General features: G+C 65.3%; 22 protein-coding genes. 7 read left to right on the forward strand and 15 right to left on the reverse strand.

Translation table 11 applies throughout. The features are described from left to right. Window positions 1-18 precede the first annotated feature (18 nt). From folE to hpaR, 11 genes are all read right to left on the reverse strand, one after another. Window positions 19-645, reverse strand: coding sequence for a GTP cyclohydrolase I FolE (gene folE, locus AC0L3K_RS20210; protein ID WP_007593645.1), 627 nt, complete (start codon window positions 643-645; stop codon window positions 19-21). Between the two features lie 138 nt (window positions 646-783). After that, entirely contained in the window at window positions 784-1,674 is an 891-nt protein-coding gene (locus AC0L3K_RS20215) for an alpha/beta fold hydrolase (RefSeq protein WP_354127657.1), read from the reverse strand. Between the two features lie 123 nt (window positions 1,675-1,797). Further along, a complete protein-coding gene (locus tag AC0L3K_RS20220; protein WP_007593648.1) occupies window positions 1,798-2,625 on the reverse strand; it encodes an HD domain-containing protein in 828 nt (275 codons plus the stop codon). Window positions 2,626-2,841: 216 nt separating this feature from the next. Next, window positions 2,842-3,720, reverse strand: a complete 879-nt coding sequence (locus AC0L3K_RS20225; RefSeq protein WP_007593649.1) for a transglutaminase family protein — start codon at window positions 3,718-3,720, stop codon at window positions 2,842-2,844. After that, on the reverse strand, window positions 3,717-6,242 hold the full coding sequence (locus AC0L3K_RS20230) for a circularly permuted type 2 ATP-grasp protein (protein ID WP_473366755.1): 2,526 nt from the start codon (window positions 6,240-6,242) through the stop codon (window positions 3,717-3,719). The genes AC0L3K_RS20225 and AC0L3K_RS20230 overlap by 4 nt, the downstream gene beginning before the upstream one ends. A 27-nt stretch (window positions 6,243-6,269) precedes the next feature. Next, complete coding sequence (locus AC0L3K_RS20235) at window positions 6,270-9,539, reverse strand: transglutaminase family protein (RefSeq protein ID WP_007593652.1); 3,270 nt, start codon at window positions 9,537-9,539, stop codon at window positions 6,270-6,272. A 287-nt stretch (window positions 9,540-9,826) separates the two neighbouring features. Beyond that, window positions 9,827-11,131, reverse strand: coding sequence for a methyl-accepting chemotaxis protein (locus AC0L3K_RS20240; protein ID WP_219684792.1), 1,305 nt, complete (start codon window positions 11,129-11,131; stop codon window positions 9,827-9,829). Beyond that, a complete protein-coding gene (locus tag AC0L3K_RS20245) occupies window positions 11,109-11,630 on the reverse strand; it encodes a PAS domain-containing protein (RefSeq protein ID WP_354202198.1) in 522 nt (173 codons plus the stop codon). The genes AC0L3K_RS20240 and AC0L3K_RS20245 overlap by 23 nt, the downstream gene beginning before the upstream one ends. Window positions 11,631-11,816: 186 nt before the next feature. Further along, complete coding sequence (locus AC0L3K_RS20250; protein WP_473366756.1) at window positions 11,817-13,340, reverse strand: UxaA family hydrolase; 1,524 nt, start codon at window positions 13,338-13,340, stop codon at window positions 11,817-11,819. Between the two features lie 170 nt (window positions 13,341-13,510). Continuing rightward, window positions 13,511-14,287, reverse strand: a complete 777-nt coding sequence (locus AC0L3K_RS20255) for an HpcH/HpaI aldolase family protein (protein WP_007593655.1) — start codon at window positions 14,285-14,287, stop codon at window positions 13,511-13,513. A gap of 240 nt (window positions 14,288-14,527) precedes the next feature. Further along, the gene (gene hpaR, locus AC0L3K_RS20260) at window positions 14,528-15,046 is read right to left on the reverse strand and encodes a homoprotocatechuate degradation operon regulator HpaR (protein ID WP_473366757.1); all 519 of its coding nucleotides are present in this window, start codon (window positions 15,044-15,046) and stop codon (window positions 14,528-14,530) included. A gap of 110 nt (window positions 15,047-15,156) precedes the next feature. On the opposite strand from hpaR, the gene hpaH reads away from it, so the two are divergent. From hpaH to AC0L3K_RS20290, 6 genes are all read left to right on the forward strand, one after another. Continuing rightward, the gene (hpaH, locus tag AC0L3K_RS20265) at window positions 15,157-15,963 is read left to right on the forward strand and encodes a 2-oxo-hept-4-ene-1,7-dioate hydratase (RefSeq protein ID WP_219684788.1); all 807 of its coding nucleotides are present in this window, start codon (window positions 15,157-15,159) and stop codon (window positions 15,961-15,963) included. Window positions 15,964-15,994: 31 nt separating this feature from the next. Continuing rightward, window positions 15,995-16,393 carry a 5-carboxymethyl-2-hydroxymuconate Delta-isomerase gene (locus AC0L3K_RS20270; RefSeq protein WP_007593662.1) on the forward strand — a complete coding sequence of 133 codons (399 nt, stop codon included), beginning with the start codon at window positions 15,995-15,997 and terminating at the stop codon, window positions 16,391-16,393. Beyond that, window positions 16,386-17,924, forward strand: a complete 1,539-nt coding sequence (hpaE, locus tag AC0L3K_RS20275) for a 5-carboxymethyl-2-hydroxymuconate semialdehyde dehydrogenase (RefSeq protein WP_473366758.1) — start codon at window positions 16,386-16,388, stop codon at window positions 17,922-17,924. The genes AC0L3K_RS20270 and hpaE overlap by 8 nt, the downstream gene beginning before the upstream one ends. 125 nt (window positions 17,925-18,049) lie before the next feature. Continuing rightward, window positions 18,050-19,033, forward strand: a complete 984-nt coding sequence (gene hpaD, locus AC0L3K_RS20280) for a 3,4-dihydroxyphenylacetate 2,3-dioxygenase (protein ID WP_473366759.1) — start codon at window positions 18,050-18,052, stop codon at window positions 19,031-19,033. 3 nt (window positions 19,034-19,036) lie between these two features. Further along, the gene (locus tag AC0L3K_RS20285) at window positions 19,037-19,906 is read left to right on the forward strand and encodes a fumarylacetoacetate hydrolase family protein (RefSeq protein ID WP_473366760.1); all 870 of its coding nucleotides are present in this window, start codon (window positions 19,037-19,039) and stop codon (window positions 19,904-19,906) included. Between the two features lie 25 nt (window positions 19,907-19,931). Continuing rightward, complete coding sequence (locus tag AC0L3K_RS20290; protein ID WP_473366761.1) at window positions 19,932-21,560, forward strand: thiamine pyrophosphate-dependent enzyme; 1,629 nt, start codon at window positions 19,932-19,934, stop codon at window positions 21,558-21,560. Window positions 21,561-21,687: 127 nt separating this feature from the next. Here AC0L3K_RS20290 and alkB read toward each other — a convergent pair whose 3' ends face one another. The 4 genes from alkB to AC0L3K_RS20310 form a co-directional block, all read right to left on the reverse strand. Then, window positions 21,688-22,341 (reverse strand): DNA oxidative demethylase AlkB, encoded by a 654-nt coding sequence (alkB, locus tag AC0L3K_RS20295; protein ID WP_198288297.1) that lies wholly within the window; start codon window positions 22,339-22,341, stop codon window positions 21,688-21,690. Between the two features lie 9 nt (window positions 22,342-22,350). Then, window positions 22,351-23,097, reverse strand: coding sequence for a 2OG-Fe(II) oxygenase (locus tag AC0L3K_RS20300; RefSeq protein ID WP_007593670.1), 747 nt, complete (start codon window positions 23,095-23,097; stop codon window positions 22,351-22,353). Window positions 23,098-23,256: 159 nt separating this feature from the next. Next, complete coding sequence (locus tag AC0L3K_RS20305) at window positions 23,257-23,943, reverse strand: DUF2848 domain-containing protein (protein WP_007593672.1); 687 nt, start codon at window positions 23,941-23,943, stop codon at window positions 23,257-23,259. After that, window positions 23,936-25,285: an amidase gene (locus tag AC0L3K_RS20310; RefSeq protein ID WP_007593673.1), complete on the reverse strand. Its 1,350-nt coding sequence runs from the start codon at window positions 25,283-25,285 to the stop codon at window positions 23,936-23,938. The genes AC0L3K_RS20305 and AC0L3K_RS20310 overlap by 8 nt, the downstream gene beginning before the upstream one ends. A gap of 173 nt (window positions 25,286-25,458) precedes the next feature. Here AC0L3K_RS20310 and AC0L3K_RS20315 point away from each other — a divergent pair, with 173 nt between their 5' ends. After that, window positions 25,459-25,872, forward strand: coding sequence for a Zn-ribbon domain-containing OB-fold protein (locus AC0L3K_RS20315; RefSeq protein ID WP_473366762.1), 414 nt, complete (start codon window positions 25,459-25,461; stop codon window positions 25,870-25,872). The last annotated feature ends 3 nt before the right edge of the window (window positions 25,873-25,875 follow it).

Below are 25,875 nucleotides of genomic sequence, written 5' to 3' on the forward strand. Positions count from 1 at the left end.
TCCTTGGGTCGCCGCGGATCAATCGTCCGAATTGGCCAGCCCCAGCAGCTCCTGGCGTGTCAACGCATTGTCGCGGAACACGCCGAGCATGCGGCTGGTGACGAGATCGGTCCCGGGCTTGTGCGCGCCGCGCGTGGTCATGCAGTGATGCGTTGCCTTGATGATGACCCCGACGCCTTCGGGCCTCAGCACATCGTTGATGGTGTTGGCGATCTGTGCGGTCATCTTCTCCTGGATCTGAAGCCGCTTGGCGTAGATGTCGACGAGACGCGCGAGCTTGGAGATGCCGACGACGCGCCCTTGCGGGATATAAGCGACCCAGGCGCGGCCGACGATCGGTGCCATGTGGTGCTCGCAATGGCTTTCGAAGCGAACACCGCGCAGAACGATCATCTCGTCATAGCCTTCGATCTCCTCAAACGTCTTTTGCAGGATTTCGGTCGGATCCTGCGCATAGCCGGAGAAATACTCCTCGAAGGCGCGGGCGACCCGGCCCGGCGTATCGCGCAGACCGTCGCGCGCGGGATCATCGCCGGCCCAGCGGATCATGGTCCGGATCGCCTGCTCGACCTCCGCCCTCTCAGGCCGCTCGCTCGGCGCCTGCGCGACCGCGACACGTTCCAGCCTGCGCGTTTGCGTCTTCATCGAAAACCTCCCCTGCAACGAACCGCATACAGAAGGCGACCCCACAGCTTGGACGGCTGCGATTGGAAAAGGTTCCCGGGATCAGGAAAAATCGGAAGCTGCGAGAGCGGCAAGACAGTGGGGACGAGAAACCCGGCTCTATGAGGCCGCTTTCCGCACATCGAGCACGGCCTGCGCCCATTCGGCCGGCCGCTCCTGCGGCAAATTGTGGCCAGCCCCTGCAAAGACGCGCCGCTCGAAAAAGCCCTCGAATTTGCCTGCATGGTGCGCCGTGCCGGAATTGACGCCGTCGCTGTCGCCATCGATCGCGATGGTCGGCACCCGGACCGGCGGCTGGGCGGCGAGCTTCGCCTCGATCGCGGCATAGGCGGGATCGCCCGCGACCAGCGCGTAACGATGTCGATAGGAGTGGATCACGACATCGACGAAATCAGGATTGTCGAACGACATTGCGCTGGTCTCGAACGTCGCATCGTCGAAGGCCCATGTCGGCGACCACATCGACCAGAGCTGGCGCGCGAAACCACGCCGGTTGCGCTCCAGCGCGCGGCGGCCGCGCTCATTGTGGAAGAGATATTGATACCAGAGCGCCGCCTCCTCCGGTGGCGAAGCCGGCTCCATCGAACGCGCGATGTTCTGGATGTTGTAGGAATTGCCCGAGACGAGCGCGATCACGCGCTCCGGATGCAGCACCGAGACCACGCAGGCCGCGCGCCCGCCCCAGTCGTAACCGCCGACCACCGCGCGCGAGATTCCAAGCGCATCCATGAAGGCCAGCAGATCGGCGCCAAGCGCCGCCTGCTCGCCGGAGCGCAACGTCGCAGCGGAGCGGAATCGCGTCGGCCCGTAGCCGCGGAGCCAGGGCACCAGCACCCGCGCGCCCGCTTGCGCGATGATCGGCGCGGTCTCGGCATAGGCGTTCACGTCGTAGGGAAAGCCGTGACCCATGATGCAGGGCCAGCCGTCCGGCGCGCCGTATTCACGGTAGGCAATGTCGAGGATATCGGTGGCGATTGTTTTTTGTTGCATGATCGACTGACCGATTTGCAATGTCGTAGCCCGCATGCAGCGAAGCGGAATGCGGGGCGGTGCGTCCGCAGCGACAGGTTTCCCGGATTGCGCTTCGCTCCATCCGGGCTACGAGAGTCCGCCCTACTTCTGCGGCCCGGACAACGTGATGTCGCGTTCGGCGCGGAACACGTTGCTGTAGAGGTTGGCGATCCACTGCCGACCGATCTCGGTCTTGTTGAGGTAGCCGATCTCGGTCTGAATGTGCGGTGCGACGCTATTCCAATAGAACTGCGGATAGCGGTTCACGATATCGGCCGGCGAATCGTAACCGAGCTGGCGGTTCATGCCGACTTCTTCGAATTCGTAATAGAGCGCGTTGGCCTTGCGCAGATAGTTGGGGTCGCCGAGTTGCCCGATGAAATCGGCAGCGCGCAGGATCGAGGCGTCGTCGTCGTATTCCTGCCCTTCGCGGGCCGGGAAGCGGGTTCCCTCGATGGCGCGGGCGACGCGCTCGCTGTCCACGCCCCGAACTTGCGGCAGCCGCCGCCGTACAAAAAGCTTCGAGCGATCGACGTGATACATCATCAGGCTGGCATCCGAAGCGCCACGCGGCAGCGCCACCTTGGTGCCGGAATCATCGATGATGAAACCGTCTTCATCATCCTCCGGAAACAGACCGCGGACATAGCCGATGTCGTGCGCAAGGCATGCGATCAGAACGTTGATGTAGTCCTCAGCCGCAAGATGCGTGTGGAGATTACGTCCCATCAGGATCGCCTGAGCGGCCAGCGTCACCAACATCGTGTGCTCGATGTTGTGATAGAGTGCGTCGCTGTTGCCGATGCATTCCATCGCCGTCCGAGTCGAGCCTTCCAGCACTCTGGCGTAGGACTCGTCGTACCGACGACGCATGAACGATCCCAGCAACTTCTCCAGGGTCTCCGCCGCCAGTTTCGGTAACGTGATCATGGATGCAGCCCCGCTTGTCGGTGGTGTTCCACGCCAACTCCCGACGTCTCATTCATGTCCTCGACGCAAAGGCCAGCTTAGCCCAACTTGGGCCGACTGGCCAAACCCGGGAACGAAAATACGGAAATATGTTGCGGTTGTGCCCCGCGATATCGCGATTGCGGTGCCGGCCCGACACACCCGGGCTGGGCGTCGCGGGCACGGCAGGACCCGTAATCATTCCACCAGAAGCACGTCGACGGCGACGTCGAGCTTCTGCTTCGGCGAGCCGACGATGATGCCGTCGACCGGCGAAACGTCGGAAAAGTCGCGGCCGACCGCGAGCACGATATGATCGCCAGCAACCATAAGATCGTTGGTCGGATCGAAATCGACCCAGCCAAGCTCCTCCCCGCACCACAGCGACACCCAGGCATGGGTAGCGTCGGCGCCCTGCAGGCGCGGCTGGCCCGCCGGCGGAATGGTGCGCAGATATCCGCTGACATAGGCCGCGGGCAGGCCCAGCCCGCGCAAGCCCGCAATCATCACATGGGCAAAATCCTGACAGACGCCATGGCGCTTGACGAAGACCTCGTCAAGCGGCGTCGAGATCACCGTCGCTTTGGGGTCGTAGCGAAATTCGGTGCGGATGCGATGCATCAGATCGACCGCCCCGGCGAGGATGGCTGCGCCGGGCGCGAAGCTTTCCGCCGCATAGGCGCTGACCGGTCCCAGCACCGGGACCAGCGGGCTCGCAAAGACATAGCCGACCGGCGATGACGGCCCGAGGCTCGTCGCCTCGAAGGCGATGTCGCGAATGTTCTCCCAGGTCGGGCTGGCAGCGGCGCGCGCCGGCGGCTGGCGCGACACCTTCACGCGAGAGCGGGAATCGATACGCAAAGTGCGATGCGCGGCCTCGATCACGACGCTCTCGGTCAGGGTGCCGAAGAAATCGCGCCGGACGCTACGCTCCGCGGGGCGCGGACGAATCTCGACCTTATGCGAGATCAGCTCCTGGCCATGGCCGCTCCCCGGCTCCAACCGCAGCGTGCAGCGGGCGAAGCTGACCGGACTCTCGTATTCGTAGGTGGTGACGTGGCGGATATCGTAGATCACGCCAGCCCCGTCAGTTTTTCCGGGCGGCTGGCATTGGGGCCGTGCGGGAAATAGTGCTGCCCGACTGCCTCGGCGAGGCTGAGCAGATCCTGCTCCAGGGCGAACAGCGTCTTGACCTCGAGCTTCTCGGCCTCCGCGGTCGCGAGCATCGCCTGCATCGCGACCGCAAGCCGCTGCGGCTTCTCGATCAGGCCATGCTCCTTCAGGCTCGGCAGTGCGGCGATGTGCTCGTTCAGCGCCGTCACCTGGAACGCCACCGAACGCGGATTGTAGCTGTCGAGCACGGCGAGGTCCCGCACCGGCGCCAGGATCGGCGCCAGCAGATAGCGCGAGCGGTAGGTGATCTGGCAATCCACCAGCGTGAGCAGGATATCGAGATCCTCGTCGCCGGCTTCGTCATAGGCAAACTGCCGGGCAAAACGCGTGGTGTTGATGGCGCGCTCGGTGCGGCGGCCGATATCGAGGAAGCGCCAGCCGGCGGCGCGGTTCATGTTCTCATGCGCAAGGCCGGCAAAGCTCGCGAGCTCCTGCAGGGTCAGCTCGGCCGCGCTCAGCACGCTGTCGTCATCCTCGACCTCGAAGGCTAACCGCTCGGTCATCTCGGTGATGACCTGCCAGGCATCGGGCGACAGCCGCTCGCGCAAGGAGGTCGCCGTGCGCTGGGCCGCGCGGCCCAGCGACAGTGCCGAGCCGAAACGCTCCGGGCTCTGCAGCGCCTCGGCGACGATGCGGCCGGGCGCCGCGCGCGAGGTCTGCGAGATCGCGCCCCAGGTCACCAGCAGGCGCTGGATACGCTCGGCCGATTGCAGCGACGCCGCGGTGCCCTTGTTGGGCCCGCTCGGCGAGCCCAGCGCCCGCACCAGCCGCAGCGTCGCCTCGGCGCGTTCGAGATAGCGGCCGAGCCAGAACAGATTGTCGGCGGCGCGACTCGGCAGCACGCCGGCGATCCGGCGGATGCGCACCTTGTCGACCGCAGGCAGCAGCGTCGCGGTCGAGACCTGCTTGTCCGAGACCACCCAGACGTCGGCGGAACGCGCGCCGTCGCCCATCGACACCGCGCGCGCATCCGGCTGCTCGGCGATCCGGCAGAAGCCGCCGGGCATGATGGCCCAGCCGTCCGGCGTCGCGGCTGCGAACACGCGCAGCACAAAGGGACGGGGCGTGATCTGCCCCTGCTCCCACACCGGCATGGTCGAGAGCCGCACCACCTCCTGGCCGACATAGTCCATGCCGCGCGCGCTGATTGCGTCGATCAGGCGCTGGCGTTCGGCCGCATCGAGCTCGCTCGCGAGCACGGGGCCATTGCTGTCGAAGCCGGGAACGCCGCGGCGATAGGCCCCCTCGATCGCGACCCGGTCGAGCCGCGACAACACCTCGTCGCGCGCCGAGCGCTGGCCGCACCACCAGGTCGCGATGTGCGGCATCTTCAGCTCCTCACCGAGCAGGCGGCGGCTGAGCGCCGGCAGGAAGCCGAGCATCGCGCGCGCCTCCAGGACGCCCGAGCCCGGCATGTTGGCGACGACGACGCCGTCCTTGCGCAGCACGTCGATCAGGCCGGGCACGCCGAGCCGCGAGGAGGCATCGAGTTCGAGCGGATCGAGCGAATTGGAATCGACGCGGCGCAGCAGCACGTCGAGGCGCTTGAGGCCCGCAACCGTGCGGATGTGGATATGGTTGTCGCTGACGGCGAGATCGTCGCCCTCGACCAGCAGGAAGCCGAGATAGCGCGCCAGCGTCGCGTGCTCGAAATAGGTCTCGCTGAAACTCCCCGGCGTCAGCACGCCGATCCGCGGCTCGTCGCGGTCGGCGCGCGCCCGAAGACTGTCGCGAAACGCCTCGAAGAACGGCGCGACGCGCGGCACGTTCATCGACTTGTAGAGATCCGAGAAGGCGCGCGAGAGCACCAGGCGATTCTCCAGCGCATAGCCCGCGCCGGAAGGTGCCTGCGTGCGGTCGCCGAGCACCCACCAGCGGCCGTCGGGCCCGCGGCCGACATCGGCGGCATAGAGCGAGAGATAGCGCCCGCCCGGCGGCGGCACGCCGCAGACCGGACGGAGATATTCGGGGCTGCCGGCGATCGCGGCCGCCGGCAGCGCGCCTTCGGCGACGAGGCGGCCCTCGCCATAGATGTCGCGCAGCACGAGCTCGAGCAACTCGGCGCGCTGGGTGATGCCGTCGGACAGCTGCTTCCAGTCGGCCTCGTCGATCAGCAGCGGCAGATGGCTGATCGACCAGGGCCGGTCGGCGCTCTCGCCGGGCGCGCGATAGGTGACGCCGGCCTCGCGGAGATGACGGTCGGCCATGCCAAACCGCCGCTCGACCTCGTCGGGCGCGAGCGCGCCGAAGGCATCGAAGAAGCGGCTCCACACCGCGCGAGGCTTGCCGTCCGGGCCGAGAAACTCGTCGGGGATGCCGGGCAGGCGCTTATAGTCGCGGACCCATTGCGCAAAACGGCGCTGGCCTTCACGTTGACCTTGCGCCTTACCCGCCTTGTCGTCCTCTTCGGCTGCGCCCTCGGCCATGCGCCTCTCCCTGCCCCCGCATCATACTCATTGCAGGAGCGGGGACCGCAAGTCGAGGGTCAGCGGAAACTCATTTGTGCGTTCCTCGGGCGGCGGCTGCATCGGGCCCGGCGTATGGCCGTGGTCCTGGAAGCGCGCCAGCCGCCGCGCCTCGGCCTCGTAGGTGTTGACCGGCTTGGTGTCGTAGCTGCGGCCGCCGGGATGGGCGACGTGATAGACGCAGCCGCCGAGCGAGCGGCCGTTCCAGGTGTCAATGAGGTCGAACGTCAGTGGCGCGTGAACGGGAATGGTCGGGTGCAGGCCTGAGGCCGGCTGCCAGGCCTTGAAGCGGACTCCGGCCACGGCTTCGCCGGAGCGGCCGGTGGCGGTCATCGGCAGGCGACGGCCGTTGCAGGTGACGATATGGCGGCCCTCGACGAAGCCTTCCGCCTTGACCTGAAGCCGCTCGACCGATGAGTCGACATAGCGCACGGTGCCGCCGGCCGAGCCCTCCTCGCCGAGCACGTGCCAGGGCTCCAGCGCCTGCCGCAGCTCCAGCGTCACGCCGCCATGATGGATGCGGCCGAAGGCGGGGAAGCGGAATTCGAGCTGGGCCAGATACCATTCGGGCTCGAACGGATAGCCGGACTGCTTCAACTCGGTCAGCACTTCGAGGAAATCTTCCCAGATGAAGTGCGGCAGCATGAAGCGGTCGTGCAGCGCGGTGCCCCAGCGCACGAACTTGCCTTGTTGCGGCTCGCGCCAGAATTTTGCGATCAGCGCGCGGATCAGCAGCTGCTGCGCCAGCGACATGCGCGGATCCGGCGGCATTTCGAGCGCGCGGAATTCGACCAGGCCGAGGCGGCCGGTCGTGCCGTCCGGTGAATAGAGCTTGTCGATGCAGATCTCGGCGCGATGGGTGTTGCCGGTGATGTCGACAAGGAGATGCCGGAACAAGCGATCCACCAGCCACAGCGGCGCCTGAGTGCCCGGCGGCGGCACGTGCGTGAGCGCCACCTCGAGCTCGTAAATGCTGTCGTGGCGGGCTTCGTCGATGCGCGGTGCCTGGCTGGTCGGGCCGATGAACAGGCCGGAGAAGAAATAGGACAGCGACGGATGACGCTGCCAGTGCAGCACCAGGCTCTTCAACAGATCAGGCCGGCGCAGGAACGGCGAGTCCTGCGGGCTCGAGCCGCCGACCACGACGTGATTGCCGCCGCCGGTGCCGGTGTGGCGGCCGTCGACCAGGAAGCGATTGGCGCCGAGGCGCGTCTTGCCGGCATCTTCATAGAGCCCGGCGGTGATGTCGACCGCCTCGCGCCAGTTTTTTGCCGGCTGGACGTTGACCTCGATCACGCCGGGATCGGGCGTCACCTTGATGACGTCGACGCGCGGATCGAATGGCGGCGGATAACCCTCGACGTGGACCTGGAGCTGCATCTCCTCGGCCGTGGCTTCGAGCGCCGCGATCATCTCGAGATAATCCTCGATCTGCTCGACCGGCGGCATGAAGGCACAGAGCACGCCATCGCGAACCTCGACCGACATCGCGGTGCGGACCGGGACGGAGGTGTTGAGCTCTTCCGGCTCAAGCCGCTCCGGCGAGTCGGGACGCGCCGGAAGGCTGAACACCGGCAGCTTGCCGCGGGCCTCCATCGGGTCCCGCTCGACGATGTAGGGATATTGATCGGGCGGGACATAGCCGAGCGAGTCCAGCGGCAGGCGCAGGCCGAGCGGCGAATCGCCCGGCATCAGGAACAGATGACTGCGCCGGAGCTGCCAGCGCTCGCTGCGCCAGCGTGGTGCCGCGTTCCAGCGCTGCACCGGCAGCACGAAGCCGCGAGGATTGTTGAGCCCCTGCTCGAACACCCGCGCCATCCGCGCGCGGGCCTCCGGATCGGACAATTTGGAATCGGAGGGATCGACGTTGACGGGAAGCTCGGATTCCTTCTGCAGCCAGTACGCGGTGTCCTCATAGGCCGGCATGATGTAACCGGGATCGAGGCCAAGCCGTAACGCCGCGCCTTCCACGAACGCCTGGACGTCCTTGGCCTGTGCCGGCCGCGGATTTTCAATGCTGGCAATGAGGTCGGCATTCTTCCAGATCGGCACGCCGTCCTTGCGCCAGTACAGGCCGAACGCCCAACGCGGCAGGCTTTCGCCGGGATACCATTTGCCCTGCCCGAAGTGCAGCAGGCCCCCGGGTCCGAAACGCGCGCGCAGGCGGCGGATCAGATCGTCGGCGAGCCCGCGCTTGGTCGGACCGACGGCATCCGTGTTCCACTCGGCGCCTTCGAGATCATCGACGGAGACGAAGGTCGGCTCGCCGCCCATGGTCAGACGCACGTCCTGCGCCGCAAGATCGCCGTCGACCTGCTCGCCGAGATCGTTGAGCCGTATCCAGGATTCGTCCGAGAACGGTTTTGTGATGCGCGGCGCCTCGCGAATGCGCTTGACGCTCATGTCGAAGGCGAATTCGACCTCGGCAAAGCCGGCCCCGCCGGAGATCGGCGCGGCCGAGCGGTAGTGCGGCGTCGCCGCGACCGGGATGTGGCCCTCGCCCGCGAGCATGCCCGAGGTCGCGTCGAAGCCGATCCAGCCGGCGCCCGGCAGGTAGACCTCGGCCCAGGCGTGGAGATCGGTGAAATCGTTCTCGACCTCCGGCGGCCCCTCGATCGGATCGATGTCGGGACGGACCTGGATCAGATAGCCGGAGACGAAACGGGCGGCGAGACCGAGATGACGGAAGGTCTGGATCAGAAGCCAAGCGGAGTCACGGCATGAGCCGGCCGCGGAGGAGAGCGTCTCCTCCGGCGTCTGCACGCCCGCCTCCATGCGGATGACGTAGCCGATCTTTTTCTGCAGCTCCCTGTTCAGGTCGACCAGGAAGTTGACGGTGTTCGGGGCTTCGGGCGGGATCGTGTCGAGATATTTCGCGAACAGCCGATCGGGCTTGACGGTCTCGAGATAAGGCGCGAGTTCGGTCTTGAGATCTTGCGTATATTCGAACGGAAAGCTGTCGGCATAGGGCTCGACGAAGAAGTCGAACGGATTGACCGTGGTCATCTGCGCCGTGAAATCGACCTCGATCTTGAGCTCGGTCGTCTTCTCCGGGAAGACATAACGCGCGATCCAATTGCCCAGCGGATCCTGCTGCCAGTTCACGAAATGATTGGCCGGCGTGACCTTGAGCGAATAACTCAGGATCGGCGTGCGCGTATGCGGCGCCGGCCGCAGACGGATGGTCTGCGGGCCGAGATCGATCGGGCGGTCGTATTTGTAGTGCGTGACGTGGTGTAATGCGACGTAGATCGACACGGGGTGCGGTACTCCAGCAGCTTTTTTGAGCAGAACACCGCTGGTGACCTCGATCAAGCACTAACAACGGGCAAAGGGTGCCTACGCAAGGTGCGGGCGGTCGCTTTCTTCCTTCTCCCCTTGTGGGAGAAGGTGGCGCGAAGCGCCGGATGAGGGGTACGTCTCCGCGAATTCCGGCGTGAGAGGTGCGCGCGGAGAGAGACCCCTCGCCCGTCTCGCTGCTGAGCGGCGAGCCACCCTCTCCCACAAGGGGAGAGGGTTAGCAGAGTGTATCTGCATCGAAGGCCCTACGCCGCTGACGTCAGCCGTTGCAGGAATTGCGTCACCTCGCGCCGGAGCGTCTCGACCTCGCCATGGACGCGTTCGGAGGCGCTGTTGACGCGGCTCGCCACACGGCCCGTGTCGGCGGCGGCTTCGCTGATGCCGGTGACGTTGGAGGACATTTGCGAGGTACCGGCCGAGGCTTCCTGGACGTTGCGGGCGATCTCACGGGTGGCGAGACCCTGCTGCTCGATCGAGGTCGCGATCGAGGCGGTGATGCCGTTGATCTCGGTGATGGTCTGCGCGATCGCCTCGACGGCGGCGACCGAATTGGTGGTCGATTGCTGCATCTCGCCGACCTTGGCGCTGATCTCCTCGGTCGCCTTCGCGGTCTGGTTGGCGAGGCTCTTGACCTCGGATGCGACCACGGCGAAGCCGCGGCCGGCCTCGCCTGCCCGCGCGGCCTCGATGGTGGCGTTGAGCGCCAAGAGATTGGTCTGCTCGGCGATCTCGCTGATCAGCTTGACCACGTCGCCAATCCGCATCGCTGCATCCGCAAGCATGCGAATCTCGCTGCCGGCACGATTGGCTTCGTTCACCGCCCGCCCCGTGCTCGTGGTCGAACCGGCCACCTGCCGGCTGATCTCGGCGATCGATGATGCGAGCTGCTCTGCGGCGCTGGCGACGGTGGCGACGTTGCGCGAGGCCTGGTCGGACGCACTGAGCACGCCGGACGTCTGTCGGCTGGTCTTCTCGGCCGCCGCCGCCATCTGGCCGGCGTCGGATTCGAGATCGGTTGCCGCGCCCATCAGAGTGCCGGCGACCTGATCGAGATGGGTGCCGAACTGCTTTGCGAGGTCCGCGATCTCGACCACGCGACGGCCGAGGCTGTCGGTGCCGGAATTGATGACGGTGGCTGAACGGCGAAACGAGCCGGGTAATCCGCGCGCGAGGATCTTGCGGAAATATTTACCGCGGCTTGCATAGTCCATCGACGCCGAAGCTTCCCGCAAATAGGCATCGGTGATGTCGAGCATGTCGTTGACCGACTTCTGAATGGCGCCGATCCGTCCGGCCTGGCGGATGCTGAGGATGCGCGCCTCGAGGTCGCCACCTGCGGCCTTGCGGCACACGTCTGCCACCTCGTCGACGGCCACCGCCGTGCGGTGCTGGCACCAGACGGCATAGACGAGCAGCACGACCGTAACGCCAAGCAACGCCGCGCCGGAAACTCCGGTCGTACCGGCGAGCGAGAGCACGAACGCGACGACGGCAAGAACGGATGCGAGCGCGGTCGCTCCCTGCGCTTTAGAGAGAGAGCACAAATTCATCGTAACCGACACCCTGTTGCTTGAGCAGCCCGACCATCGCCTCGAAGCTCGCATGCATGCCGTCCTTGGCATTGGCATGCCGCGCCTCTTCCGCGCACAGCGTCTTGTAGATCGGCTTGATACGCTCGATCTGCGCAGGATCGGGCCTGCGACGGTTGGAGTGATAGCCGACGATATTGCCACGCTCGTCGAATGTCGGCGTGACGTGGGCGAACACCCAGTAATGGCTGCCGTCCTTCGCGAGGTTGACGACGTAGGCGAAGATCTCCTGCCTGGACTGGAGCGTGTCCCACAGCAGCTTGAAGACGGAGCGTGGCATCTCGGGGTGGCGGATCAGGCTGTGGGGGGCGCCCATCAGCTCCTTCCAGGAGTACTGCGCCATACGGATAAAGACATCGTTGGCGTAGGTGATGCGGCCCTTGAGGTCGGTCTTCGACACGATCAGCTCCTCCTCTCCGAGGAGATTTTCCACGCCGGTCGGCCGTATCGCACGCGTCATCGTTGACGAATCCTCACGAAGGGCGAACGCTCCAAATGAGTGGAGCTCGCATCCTCCCAGGGATTACGGCAGAAGATGTTAATCAGGTGTGACCGCGGGAACCCCCGTGATCACTTGACGGCTCCGTATCATTACTTAGGAGCATCGCTTGTAGTGTCGGGCTACCGCCGGCGCGCAACAACGAGGTTACATCGTCGCGCCCAGCACCCATGGCGCGAACTCGGCGCCGCCGAAATCAAAACTCTCGCTCTTGGTCGGCTGTCCGGACGCGGTCTTGAGGATGAGATCGAAAATGCGCTGGCCGCACTGCTGGACGCTCTCCTCGCCTTCGAGGATGGTGCCGCAATTGACGTCCATGTCCTCTTCCATGCGCTTATACATGGGCGTGTTGGTGGCGAGCTTGATCGAGGGCGCCGGCTTGCAGCCGAACACGCTGCCGCGGCCCGTGGTGAAGCAGACCAGATTGGCGCCGCCGGCGACCTGCCCGGTCGCGGCAACGGGATCGTAGCCGGGCGTGTCCATGAAGACGAAACCCTTCTTGGTAATGGGTTCGGCGTAGCGCAGCACTTCGACGAGGTTGGTGGTGCCGGCCTTCGCCATCGCGCCGAGCGACTTCTCCAAAATGGTGGTGAGACCGCCGGCCTTGTTGCCCGGGCTCGGATTGGCGTTCATCTCGGCGCCTTCGCGCGTCGTGTATTCGTCCCACCAGCGCATGAGATCGACCAGCTTCTCGCCGACCTCGCGGCTGACGGCGCGGCGCGTCAGCAGATGCTCGGCACCATAGGTCTCCGGCGTCTCCGACAGGATCACGGTGCCGCCGTGACGCACGATGAGATCGCTGGCCGCGCCCAGCGCCGGATTGGCGGAGACACCGGAATAGCCATCCGATCCGCCGCATTGCAGCGCCACGGTCAATTCGCTCACCGGTACGGATTCGCGCTTGACCTTGTTGGACTCCGCGAGCGCCTCGCGCACGAACGCGATGCCCGCCTCCACCGTCTTGCGGGTGCCGCCGACCTCCTGGATGTCCATCGCGCGCAGACGGCCGGCGAGCTTCTGCTCTTCCATCAGGCCGCCGATCTGGTTCACCTCACAGCCGAGGCCGAGCACGATGACGTGGGAGAAGTTCACGTGCCGCGCATAGCCGCCGAGCGTACGGCGGAGCAGCGCTAGCGGCTCGTTCTGCGTCATGCCGCAGCCGGTCTTGTGGGTCAGCGCGACCACGCCGTCGACATTCGGGAAGTCGGCCAGCGGATTGTCGCCGGTGAACGGATTTTTCTTGAACACGTCGGCGACGAGGCTTGCGACATGCGCGCTGCAATTCACCGATGTGAGGATGCCGATATAGTTGCGCGTGGCGACGCGGCCGTCCGGGCGGCGGATGCCTTCGAAGCTCGCCGGCAGATCGAAATTCGGCGTCGGCTTGACGTCGGCGCAATAGGCATAGTCCTTGGCAAAATCGCCCATGCCGCAATTCTGCACGTGCACGTGCTGGCCCGGCGCGATCGGCACCTTCGCAAACCCGATGATCTGGCCATACCGTATCACCGGCTCGCCGACTGCGATCGGCTTGATCGCGACCTTGTGGCCGGAAGGAATGCGCTCGACCGTGGTCACGCCGTCGGCCACCGATGTTCCCGGCGGCAGGCTTGCGCGCGCGATCAGCACGCCATCATCGGGATGCAGGCGAATGACGGGGCTGATGGTCATGGGATGTCTCCTGTATCGAAACTATCATGCCCCGGACGCAGCGCAGCGTGAAACGGTGCGCTGCTGAGCCGGGGCCCCAGTTGTTTACGTAATGTGCTTCACCGGCTCCTGGGTCCCGGCTCTGCGGAGCGGCGCTACGCGCCGCACCGCGTCCGGGACACAGAGAGAGATCAGGCCTTGCCGCCGGAATCCTTCCGGGTGGCGTTGACCTGCATCTTGGCGTAGGTCGTCATCAGACCGACCTCGTTCGACAGCGTCACCAGCTTGAAGCCCATGTTGATGGCGCGCGCGGCACCTTCGGCGCCGCTGCAATGGATGCCGGGGTTGAGGCCGCGCTTGCCGCACTCCTTGACGATCTTCTCGTAGATCGCGAGGATTTCGGGCTCGGTGCGATCGAGCTTCGGTTCGAGGCCGTAGGAGAAGCCGAGGTCGGACGGGCCGATATAGACGCCGTCGATGCCTTCGACGTCGAAGATCGCTTCCATGTTCTCGACCGCGGTCCTGGTCTCCATCATCGGCAGCAGCACGATGTCGTCGTTGGCCGTCTTCTGGTAGGAGCCCGCGGTGCCGTACATGCCGGCGCGAATCGGTCCGTTGGAGCGCACGCCCTTCGGCGGGTACTTGGAATAGGAGACGAGGTTCCTGGCTTCCTGCGGCGTGTTGACCATCGGGCAGATCACGCCATAGGCGCCGCCATCGAGCACCTTGCCGATGATGCCGGGCTCGTTCCAGGGCACGCGGACCATCGGCGTGATCGGGTGCTTGTCCATCGCCTGGAAGCACTGCACCATCGACAGATAATCCTGCACGCCGTGCTGCATGTCGACGGTGACGCTGTCGAAGCCGCATTGCGCGATCATCTCGGCCGAGAAGCCGGAGGGAATCGCGAGCCACGCGTTGACCACGGCCTTGCCCGACTTCCAGATTTCCTTGACCTTGTTCGCCACGTTGCCTTCCTTCTTTGTTTTGGACCTTCGTCACCATGACGAGCGCCGCGACAGCACGATGCCGTTATTAGCGCGATCCCGACCGCCGCGCTACGCTCGCGATGACGCAAGGTGTCACTGGCAAAGGCGGCGCAATCCGTTCCGGCGCGCCGATTTTGCAGCGATCGGCTTGAGCGGCACTTGAGCGAAAAAATGCGGCGATGTCCATGATTGTTGCCGCGCGCTCGCGCATATCTGCTTTCACTCCTCGGCACTTGCCTCCTCGCTTGCGCCGAGCCCTGCGAGACTCTGTTCGAGTTCGCCGAGCATCTCCTGCAACTCGACGAGCTTGCTTGCGCCGAAGCGTCGCGTGATCTCCGCATAGATCGCTTCGGAGGACGGCGCCACCGAGGCCATCAGCTTCACGCCTTTTTCCGAGATCGAAACCATGCTGCGGCGCTGGTCCGCCTTGGCGGTCTTGCGCTCGATCAGGCTGCGCGCCTCCAGATCGCGCAGGATGCGCGACAGGCTCGGTCCGAGCAGGAACGCCGTGCGCGCGAGTTCTGTGACCTCGACCGTGTCGATTGCCGCGAGCGCGCGCAGAATGCGCCATTGCTGCTCGGTCAGGCCATGCTCACGCAACGAGGGACGGAATTGCCGCATCACCGCTTCGCGTGCCCGCAGCAACGACATCGGCAGCGAGCGCGAGAAGTCGCGCATCGGCACCTGCCGCACGGCGGGCTCGCTTCCGTTCGCGGGATCAGCCGGTCTCTTCGTCATGACGCCCTTTCAAGCCGCGAAACGTTTGCAGTGCAGCAAGCCAAATTGTGTTTGACGCATTCACTTAACATGTTAAGTATCTTCCGGCACCACGATCTGTAAGATTACACATGGCGCTTTCAAACGACGATATCCGAGCTTGCGCGAACCGTCTGCACCAGGCGGAGAAGACCCGTACGCAGATCCGGCAGCTCTCGCAGGACTTCCCCGACATCAGCATCGCTGACGCCTACGCGATTCAGAAGGCTTGGGTCGATATCAAGATCGCCGAGAGGCGCATCGTCAGGGGACACAAGATCGGCCTGACCTCGAAGGCGATGCAGAGCGCGCTTGGGATCAACGAGCCGGATTCCGGCGTGTTGCTCGACGACATGTTCTTTGCCGATGGTGGCCTCGTCCCGACGGAGCGCTTCATCGCGACGCGCGTGGAAGCCGAGCTCGCCTTCGTCATGAGCAAGCGCCTCGCGGGCCCCGACTGCACGCTATTCGACGTGCTCAACGCCACCGACTTCGTGGTGCCGGCGCTGGAGATTCTGGACACGCGGATCGAGCGCGTCGATCCTCAGACCAAGGCGACGCGGAAGATCTTCGACACCATCGCCGACAACGCGGCGAACGCCGGCATCGTGCTCGGCGGACGGCCGATCCGCCCGCTGGATGCTGATCTGCGCTGGATCGGCGCGCTCTGTTTCAAGAATGGTCAGCTCGAAGAGACTGGCCTTGCCGCCGGCGTGCTCAATCATCCCGCAACGGCCGTTGCCTGGCTCGCCAACAAGATCGCACCGCTCGGCCTTGCGCTCGAGCCCGGACAAATCGTGCTCGCGGGCTCCTTCATCCGCCCGATCGAGACCCGCAAGGGCGACACAATTCAGGCCGATTATGGCGCCTACGGCTCGGTGAGCTGCTACTTCGCCTGACGAACAAGTAAAGACAGGGAGTGAAACCGCGATGCCGCATTTCACGATCGAATATTCGGCCAATCTCGACGACCGCCTCGACATCGGCGCGGCGTGCGAGGTGGTGCGCAAGGCGGCGGTCGAGACCGGCATCTTCCCGCTCGGGGGCATCCGCGTCCGCGCCGTCAGATGCGAGCATTATGCGATTGCGGACGCGCGGCAGGACTACGGCTTTCTCGACATGGTGCTGCGCATCGGCGAAGGCCGTGACCTCAAGACCCGCAAGGAGGCCGGCGAACAAATCTTCCAGGCGCTCTCCCGCCATCTCGATTCCGTCTTCGCAAGCTCGAAATTCGCGCTCTCGTTCGACATGCAGATCAACGACAAGGACACGAGCTGGAAGCGCAACAACATCCACGACGCCCTGAAAGCGGAGGCCGCCCATGGATAAGACCACGCCGAAAGCCGATGTATTCCAGGCCAACCGCGACCGGGTCGCGCCGCTGCTGAAGTCTCTGCGTGCCGACGGTATCGGCCACATGATCGACGGCAAGATCGTGCCGTCGATCTCGGGCGAGACCTTCGAGACGAAATCGCCGGTCGACGGCGCCACGCTCGCGAGCGTCGCCCGCGGCAATGCCGAGGACGTCGATCGCGCCGCCACCGCTGCCGCCCTCGCCTTCAAATCCTGGCGCGACATGGGCCCAGCGATGCGGAAGAAGCTGCTGCATCGCGTCGCCGACGCCATCGAGGACAATGCCGAGGACATCGCGGTGCTCGAATGCATCGACACCGGCCAGGCCTATCGCTTCATGGCCAAGGCTGCGATCCGCGCCGCCGAGAACTTCCGCTTCTTTGCCGATCGATGCGGCGAGGCGCGCGACGGCCAGAACACGCCGAGCGACGAGCATTGGAACGTCTCGACCCGCGTGCCGATTGGGCCGGTCGGCGTCATCACGCCGTGGAATACGCCGTTCATGCTCTCGACCTGGAAGATCGCGCCTGCCCTCGCGGCGGGATGCACCGTCGTGCACAAGCCGGCGGAGTGGTCGCCGATCACGGCGGCTATTCTCGCGAAGCTCGTCAAGGAAGCCGGCGTGCCCGACGGCGTGCTCAACACCGTCCACGGTTTTGGCGAAGAGGCCGGCAAGGCGCTGACCGAGCATCCTGCCATCAAGGCGATCGGCTTCGTCGGCGAAAGCTCGACGGGATCCGCGATCATGATTCAGGGCGCGCCGACCTTGAAGCGCGTGCATTTCGAGCTCGGCGGCAAGAACCCCGTGATCGTGTTCGACGACGCCGACCTCGACCGCGCGCTCGATGCCGTCGTGTTCATGATCTACTCGCTCAACGGCGAGCGCTGCACGTCGTCGAGCCGCCTGCTGGTCCAGGCCGGCATCGCCGAAAAGTTCATCGAGAAGCTGACCGCGCGGGTAAGAGCCCTGAAGGTCGGCCATCCCCTCGATCCCGCCACCGAGATCGGCCCGCTGATTCATGAGCGGCATCTGGCGAAGGTCTGCTCCTATTTCGACGTCGCACGCCAGGACGGCGCGACGATTGCCGTGGGCGGCAAGGCCTATGATGGCCCGGGCGGCGGACACTATGTCGAGCCGACCTTGGTGACCGGCGCGCATGGCAAGATGCGCGTGGCACAGGAAGAGGTGTTCGGCCCCTTCCTCACCGTGCTGCCCTTCAAGGACGAAGCAGACGCGATCGAGATCGCCAACGACATTCGCTACGGCCTGACCGGCTATGTCTGGACCAACGATGTCGGCCGCGCGTTGCGTGTCGCGGATGCGCTGGAGGCCGGCATGATCTGGCTGAACTCGGAAAACGTCCGCCATTTGCCGACGCCGTTCGGCGGCATGAAGGCTTCAGGCATCGGCCGCGACGGCGGCGACTATTCGTTCGACTTCTACATGGAAACCAAGCACGTCTCGCTGGCGCGGGGCACGCACAAGATTCAGAAGCTGGGAATTTAACTGCCATTCCGGGGCGGCTCGAAGAGCCGAACCCGGAATCCATCGCGCAGCAGAGTTAGTGGAAGAATGGATTCCGGGCTCGCGCTCCGCGCCCCGGAATGACAAGGGCCGAGAGGGGAAACGCAATGCCCGTACCGCAACATATCTTCGAGCCGCCGTTCAACATCATCCGCTCCAGCCACGCCGTGCTGGACGTGACAGATCTGAAGCTCAGCCGCGAGTTCTATGAAAGCGTTGTCGGCCTGCATGTCGAGGACGCCGACGACAAGGTCGTTTACTTGCGCGCCGCCGAGGAGCATCAGCATCACTCGCTGGTGTTGCGCAAGGCGGCGACGCCTGCCTGCAACCGTCTCGGCTTCAAAGTCGGCAATGACGGGGATCTGGACAAGGCCGCGAAGTTCCTGTCCGAGAACGGCCTGGGCTACGCCTTCGTCGATCAGCCCTTCCAGGGCCGGACGCTGCAGTTCACCGATCCCTTCGGCTTCCAGATCGAGCTGTATGCGTCGATGGACCGGCGGCCGCATCTGCTGCGCCGCTACGACCTCTACAGGGGCTGCCATCCGCAGCGGCTCGACCATTTCAACGTTTTCGCCGCCGAAGTGCAGGACACCGTTGAATTCTATGCCCGGCTCGGCTTTCGCCTCACCGAATACGCCGAGGAGGACGGACCGAACGGGCGCATCGCCGCGGCCTGGATGCATCGCAAGGGCAATGTCCACGATTTTGCGATCACCAACGGCAAGGGCCCGCGGCTGCACCACTTCGCGTACTGGACGCCGACGGCGATGAACATCATCCATCTCTGCGACGTCATGGCCTCGCAGGGCTTCGTGAAGAACATCGAGCGTGGTCCCGGCCGCCATGGCATCTCGAATGCGTTCTTCCTCTACGTCCGTGATCCCGATGGGCACCGTCTGGAGCTCTACACCAGCGATTACTTCACCGGCGATCACGACCACGAGCCGCTGCGCTGGTCGCTGCGCGATCCGCGCCGCCAGACGTTGTGGGGTGCGCCCGCCCCGCGCTCCTGGTTCGAGCAGGGCTCGCCGTTCTCCGGGCAAGCCCTGCGTGAGCCGAAGTTCGTGGCCGACGTGCTGGTGGCGGATTAAGCAATGACCCTCCCTCACCTCTCCACCTATTCCGTCAGGGGTGCAATCCGCTACGGCGCCGTCGTCGACGGCGGCATCGTCGATCTCTCGGCGCGCCACGGCAAAGACTATCCCACGCTGCGCGAGGTGATCGCCGCAGGAAAGCTCGCGAGCCTCGCCGAGGAGGCCGCCGGCCGCACCCCCGATCACGCGCTCGGTGACATCATCTGGCTGCCGCCGGTGCCCGCGCCGGAAAAGATCATCTGCATCGGCGTCAACTATCCCGATCGCAATGCCGAGTACAAGGACGGCCAGGACGCGCCGAAATATCCGAGCATGTTCATGCGCTCGCCGCGCTCCTTCGTCGGCCATGACACGCCGCTGGTGCGCCCGCGCGCCTCCGCGCAGCTCGACTATGAGGGCGAGATCGTGCTGGTGATCGGCAAAGCCGGCCGGCACATTCCGGAAAGTTCTGCGCTCGATCACATCGCCGCGCTCACGCTCTGCAACGAAGGCTCGGTGCGCGACTGGCTGCGCCATGCCAAGTTCAATGTCACGCAGGGCAAGAACTTCGATTCCAGCGGCAGCCTCGGCCCGTGGCTGGTGCCCTACACGCAGGAATCGCAGATCGCCGACATCCGCCTCACCACGCATGTCAACGGCGAGCTGCGGCAGGACGACCGCACCAGCAGGCTGATGTTTCCGTTCCGCTATCTCATCAGCTATATCTCGACCTTCGCAACGCTCGTTCCCGGCGACATCATCGTCACGGGCACGCCGACCGGCGCCGGCGCACGGTTCGATCCGCCGCGTTATCTAAAGCCTGGTGACGTTATCGAAGTCGCGGCCGAGGGCATCGGAACCTTACGCAACGGCGTCGTCGACGAAGCCTGAACATTGATTGAAATGGAATAGTGGCATGACCACCCTCACCGGCGGCGAAGCGATCGTAAGCGGCCTTGTCGCCCACGGCGTCGACACCGTGTTCGGACTGCCCGGCGCGCAGGTCTACGGCCTGTTCGACGCCTTCCACCGGGCGCAGCTCAAGGTGATTGGCGCGCGGCACGAGCAGGCCTGCGGCTACATGGCATTCGGCTATGCACGCTCCAGCGGCAGGCCCGGCGTGTTCAGCGTGGTGCCGGGTCCCGGCGTGCTCAACGCCAGCGCCGCGCTGCTCACCGCCTTCGGCTGCAACGAGCCGGTGCTATGCGTCACCGGCCAGGTGCCGACGCAATTTCTCGGCAAGGGCCGCGGCCATCTGCACGAGATGCCGGACCAGCTCGCGACCTTGCGCACCTATGTGAAATGGGCGGACCGCATAGAATATCCCGGCAACGCGCCGACCACGGTGGCGCGCGCGTTCCAGGAGATGACGTCCGGACGGCGCGGCCCCGCCTCGGTCGAGATGCCCTGGGACGTCTTCACCCAGCGCGCGGACACGGCCGCCGCACAGGTGCTGGAGCCCTTGCCCGCGCCGCGGCCCGATCCTGATATGATCAAGCAGGCGGCCGCGCTGATCAGGAACAGCAAGGCGCCGATGATCTTCGTCGGCAGCGGCGCGATCGAAGCGCGCGAGGAGATTCTCGAACTCGCCGAGATGATCGACGCGCCCGTCGTCGCCTTCCGCAGCGGCCGCGGCATCGTCTCCAATGCGCATGAGCTTGGACTCACAATGGCGGCAGCCTACAAGCTGTGGCCGACAACCGATGTGATGATCGCAATCGGTACGCGCGCCGAGCTGCCGGCATCGGGCTTTCGTTGGCCGTATCAGCCGAAGGGGCTGAAATCCATTCGTGTCGATATCGATCCGGCCGAGATGCGCCGGCTCGCCTCCGATGTCGCTATCGTCGCCGACGCCAAGGCCGGCACGGCCGATCTCGTCGCAGCCGTGAAGAAGGCCGGCTATGCCAGGACCAGCGGCCGGCGGGGAGAGATCCGCGAGGCGACCGCGACGGCGCAAGCCGAGATCCAGCGCATCCAGCCGCAGATGGCCTATCTCAACATCCTGCGCGAGGTGCTGCCGGCGAACGCGATCGTGACTGATGAATTGTCGCAGTTCGGTTTCGCCTCCTGGTACGGTTTTCCGATCTACGAGCCGCGCACCTTCATCACGTCAGGCTATCAGGGCACGCTCGGCTCGGGCTTCCCGACCGCGCTCGGCGCCAAGGTCGCCAATCCCGACAAGCCGGTGGTGGCGATCACCGGCGACGGCGGCTTCATGTTCGGCGTGCAGGAGCTTGCCACCGCCGTGCAGTTCAACATCGGCGTGGTGACGCTGGTGTTCAACAACAACGCCTACGGCAATGTCCGCCGCGACCAGCGCGAACGTTTTGACGGCCGCGTGGTGGCGTCCGATCTGGTCAACCCAGATTTCGTCAAGCTCGCGGAGTCCTTTGGCGTCGCGGCTGCACGCGTCACCGCGCCGGACCAGTTCAAGGCGGCGATGGAGACGGCGCTGGCCCATGGCGGGCCGTATCTGATCTCGGTGGAAGTGACGCGGGATTCGGAAGTCAGCCCGTGGGCGTTCATTCACCCGCCGAAGCCGTGATGACGATCCTCATGGTGAGGAGGCGCGTGAGCGCCGTCTCGAACCATGAAGGCCCCGCTGCTGCAGCTCGGCCTTCATCCTTCGAGACGCGCGCCAACAGGCGCGCTCCTCAGGATGAGGAGATCGACTAGCGCGTCCTGCGAAAGGTCAAATTGACCCGCGTCCGCCCGAGCAGCGCATGCTCGCCATCGGCGAGCGGCGCTACGCCGTGATAGGCAAGCCGTGACGGTCCGCCCCAGACTACGACATCGCCATGGACGAGCCGGAAGCGACGCGGCTTGTCGTTGCGTGCCATGCCGCCGAACAGGAACGTCGCGGGCAGGCCGAGCGAGACCGAGACGATCGGCGCCGAATAATCCAGCTCGTCCTTGTCCTGATGCAATGACAGCCGCGTGCCGGGCTCGTAGCGGTTGACGAGGCAGGCATCGGGCGCGAAGTCTTTGAAACTGCCCTGCTCGGCCGCACGGCCGGCGAGATCACGCAGCACGGACGGCATGGCGGGCCATGGCGCACCGGTTTTCGGGTCGATCGGATCATAGCGGTAACCGGTATGATCGGTGATCCAGCCGCGCTCGCCGCAATTGGTCATGGCGACCGACATCAAATGACCGCCGGGCGTGGTCATGCGGCGGAACGGCGACTGCGCCACGATGGCGCGCACGGCTTCGATCAACTCGCTTTCGATCGGCTTGACGAAGCCGCGCAACAGCACGGCGCCGTCGGCGATCTCCTCGCGCGACGGCTGCGCTTCGGCGACGCTATCGAACAAATCCGCCATCAGCGGCAGCGCTTATTTGGCATCGTGAAAGATCACACCCAGCGTGTGGCGCTGGCCAGAGCGAATCCGGCTGACGCCATGGCGGAGATTAACGCGGTAGGTGCCGCGTGTCCCCTGCACCGGACGGTGATGCACAGCGAAGGCGACCGCGTCGCCCTGCGCGAGCGGAACCACCTCGGCACGGGACTGCATGCGCGGGCGCTGCTCGGTCAGCACGAACTCGCCGCCGGCAAAATCGCGGCCGGGCTCGGACAAGAGGATCGCGACCTGCAGCGGGAACACGTGCTCGCCATAGAGATCCTGATGCAGGCAGTTGAAATCGCCGGCTTCATATTGCAGCAGCAGCGGCGTCGGCCGCGCCTGCCCTGCCTGGTGGCAGCGCTTCAGGAACGCTGCGTGTTCGGCGGGGTAGCGGATGTCGATTCCCATCGCCTCGTTCCAGCGATTGGCGACGCCCTGGAGATGCGCGTAGAGCGCCGGGCGCAATTGCGCGATCAGGTCGGGCAGCGGGTAGGAGAAATATTTGTACTCGCCGCGGCCAAAGCCGTGGCGGCCCATGACGATGCGGCTGCGGAAGTTGGCGTCGTCGGGATAGAGCGCGGCGACGGCGCGGCATTGGTCCGGCGTGAGCAGGCCCTTCAGGACAGCGCAGCCGTGCGTGTCGAGTTCGGCGGTGATCTGGGGCCAGTCGAGGGTATCGACATGGGCGGCGGGGTCGGCTGCCGCAGATTGACGCGATTTGCGTGCTGTAGCTGTCATGGCTCTGATCTTCGCAGGACCGCCCCGTCCTCTACCACCCGATTTCCGACTCTCGCCCCCGTCATTGCGAGCGCAGCGAAGCAATCCAGAATCCCTCCGCGGAACCAGTCTGGATTGCTTCGTCGCAAGAGCTCCTCGCAATGACAGTGCGGAGAGACCTTAGCCCCTCACCGGCAGCGTCACCACGTCGTAGCCGTGCTTGATCGTCCGCCTCAGCACGGGATCTTCCAGCTCGAAATCGAAACGGTCGGCGGGGCGGATACCGCCTTTCGCCGCAAACGTACCGCCGAACATGGCGCACCCGTCGGGGAATTTTCCACCCTCGAAACCGCGCGCGATCAGGTCGACGACCGGCAGCATCGCGTCCAGCGTGCCCTCCTGGTAGAGCACGCGCTCGCCCTTGATGGTGGCCCAGGAGCGCAGGATCATCCTGTCCCAATGGCCGATGACGTCCTCGAGCTCCCACAGCGTTGAGGAGATCGGCTTGTCGCACATCTGCTTGGACACCGTGACGTTGTAGGCCTCGACCTTGCGGTCGGTGTGGTCGGAGCCGCAGCCGACGAAAATGCGACCCTGCCAGCCGATCAGCACGAACTCGACCTCGCCGCTGGAATCGCCGCCAGTGCACTCGATGCTGTCTTCCATTGTCAGGCGCCGCGCCGAGGCGCGATAGTAGATCGGCGTCGAGGCTGGCGGGGCGATACCCATCTCCTGCAGCTCGGCAATGTGCTTGTCGCGCGCGACCGGATCGCGGCCGGTCCAGCCGGCGATGACCATCTGGTCGATCGCCAGCGTCAGCGGCGTGGTGGTGTCCTGGGCGTCGACGGTGAAAGTCAGGTCAAACACGAATTACGGCCTCCATGCCGGCAGCAAGCTCGAAGATACGGCGGTCCGATCCGCCCGCGCCCGCCAGCATCAGGCCGACCGGAATCTCGCCCTCGCGATGCGCAGGCAGCGAGATGGCGCAGCCGTCGATCATGTTGATCAGGGTGCAATTGCGGAGCGCCCGCAGGTTTTCCCTGGTGAACGCCTTGTCGTCGGCAAGATCCGCAATTTTCGGCGGCGTGTTGGCGGTGGTCGGCAGCACCAGCGCGTCATAGGGAGCGATGCGCGCATTGACGCGGGCGATCAGCGAGCGGCGCTCGTTGAGAAGATCGATGTAGTCCGCCGCGCTCTGCGCCTCGCCGCGCATGATGCGCACGGAGACTCTGGGATCGTAGACGTCGCCCTTGGACGTGAGGAGGTAGCGATGCCAGGCATAGCTTTCGGAAGCCGCAAAGCCGCCCTTGGCGTTCATCGGTCCGATGTCGTGGAATTCGGCCATCTCGATGCGCTCGATGATCGCACCGTGATCGGCAAGGGTCTTGAGCGCCCGCTCAAATGTCCCGGCCACTGCCGCATCGAGGTCGTCGAGCGCGATCGTGGTCGGCACCGCCAGCCGCATGCCCTTGACCGGGCGAGGCTTCAGCGGCGCGATCGGCTCGTTGGCGAGCACGGCGTCGAGAATGGCACAGCAACTGACCGATCGTGCCAGCGGCCCGATGCTATCGAGCGAGAACGACAGCGGCACAGCCCCGTCGAGCGGCACGCGCCGCTGCGTCGGCTTGTAGCCGACGATGCCGTTATAGGCTGCCGGAATCCGGCAGGAGCCGCCGGTGTCGGTGCCGAGCGCGCCATGCGCCATGCCGTCGAGCACGGAGACCGCGGCACCCGAAGACGAACCGCCGGGCACGTGGCCCTCGGCCCGGTTCCAGGCGCCCTTCGGCGTGCCGTAATGCGGATTGATGCCGATGCCGGAATAGGCGAACTCGGTCATGTTGGTGCGCCCGATCACGACGAAGCCGGCCTTGCGCAGCCGCGCCACCGTGGGGGCATCCTGTTCGGCCGGCGAGGAATCGTCCAGAGCGCGGGAGCCGGCGCGCGTCACCTGGCCCTTGATGTCGAAGAGATCCTTGATCGAGACCGGGATACCGGCGTAGCGCGACGGCGCCGCCTTCACCTTGCGCAAACCGTCCATCGCATCCGCCGCCACAAGCGCGGCGTCCTTGTCGACATGGATGAAGGCACGCTGCCCCTCGCCGGCCGGATCGGCGATTTTGGCGATGCAAGCCTCGACCAGCTTGCGGGAGGTGGTGCGGCCGCTTTCGAGGTCTTCGGCGAGCTTCTTCAGTGTCGAAAAATCGGGCATGTCTGTCTCACGGAATATTTGCGCGCAATGTATAGCGCTGCCTCACTTCGACACAAGCATTGTGCGCATGATGGCATGCACGCGCATTGCTGGACCGTTGACGCGCCATGGTCGATTGTCGCATCAAGATCGCAACAGCCGGGCGTCGCTTGGCCTTGGGAGGACCTGCCGAGATGGCCGAACCGCAGCGCGCGCGACCGAAACCGACGCCGGAGGCCCAGCATTTCTGGGACGGCACCAAGGCGGGCGAGTTGCGCCTGCAGCGCTGCGACGCCTGCGCGCATGTCTATTTCCCGCCTCGCCCGTTCTGCCCGTCCTGCGCCTCGCGCAAGGTCAGCATCTTCAAGGCGAGCGGCAAGGGCTTTCTCTACAGCTACGTGATCAATCACCGTCCCGCCGCGCCCGGCTTCACGCCGCCTTACGCCATCGCCGTGGTCGAGCTCGACGAGGGGCCGCGGATGATGAGCAACATCATCGACTGCCCGCAGACGCCGGAGGCGCTCGAGCTCGACATGAAGCTCGAGGTCGCCTTCGAGGCGCTCGACGACAAGGTCACCCTCCCCGTATTCCGTCCGGCGAAGGGATAGACC

The sequence above is a fragment of the Bradyrhizobium sp. MI1.10 genome (assembly GCF_055811035.1).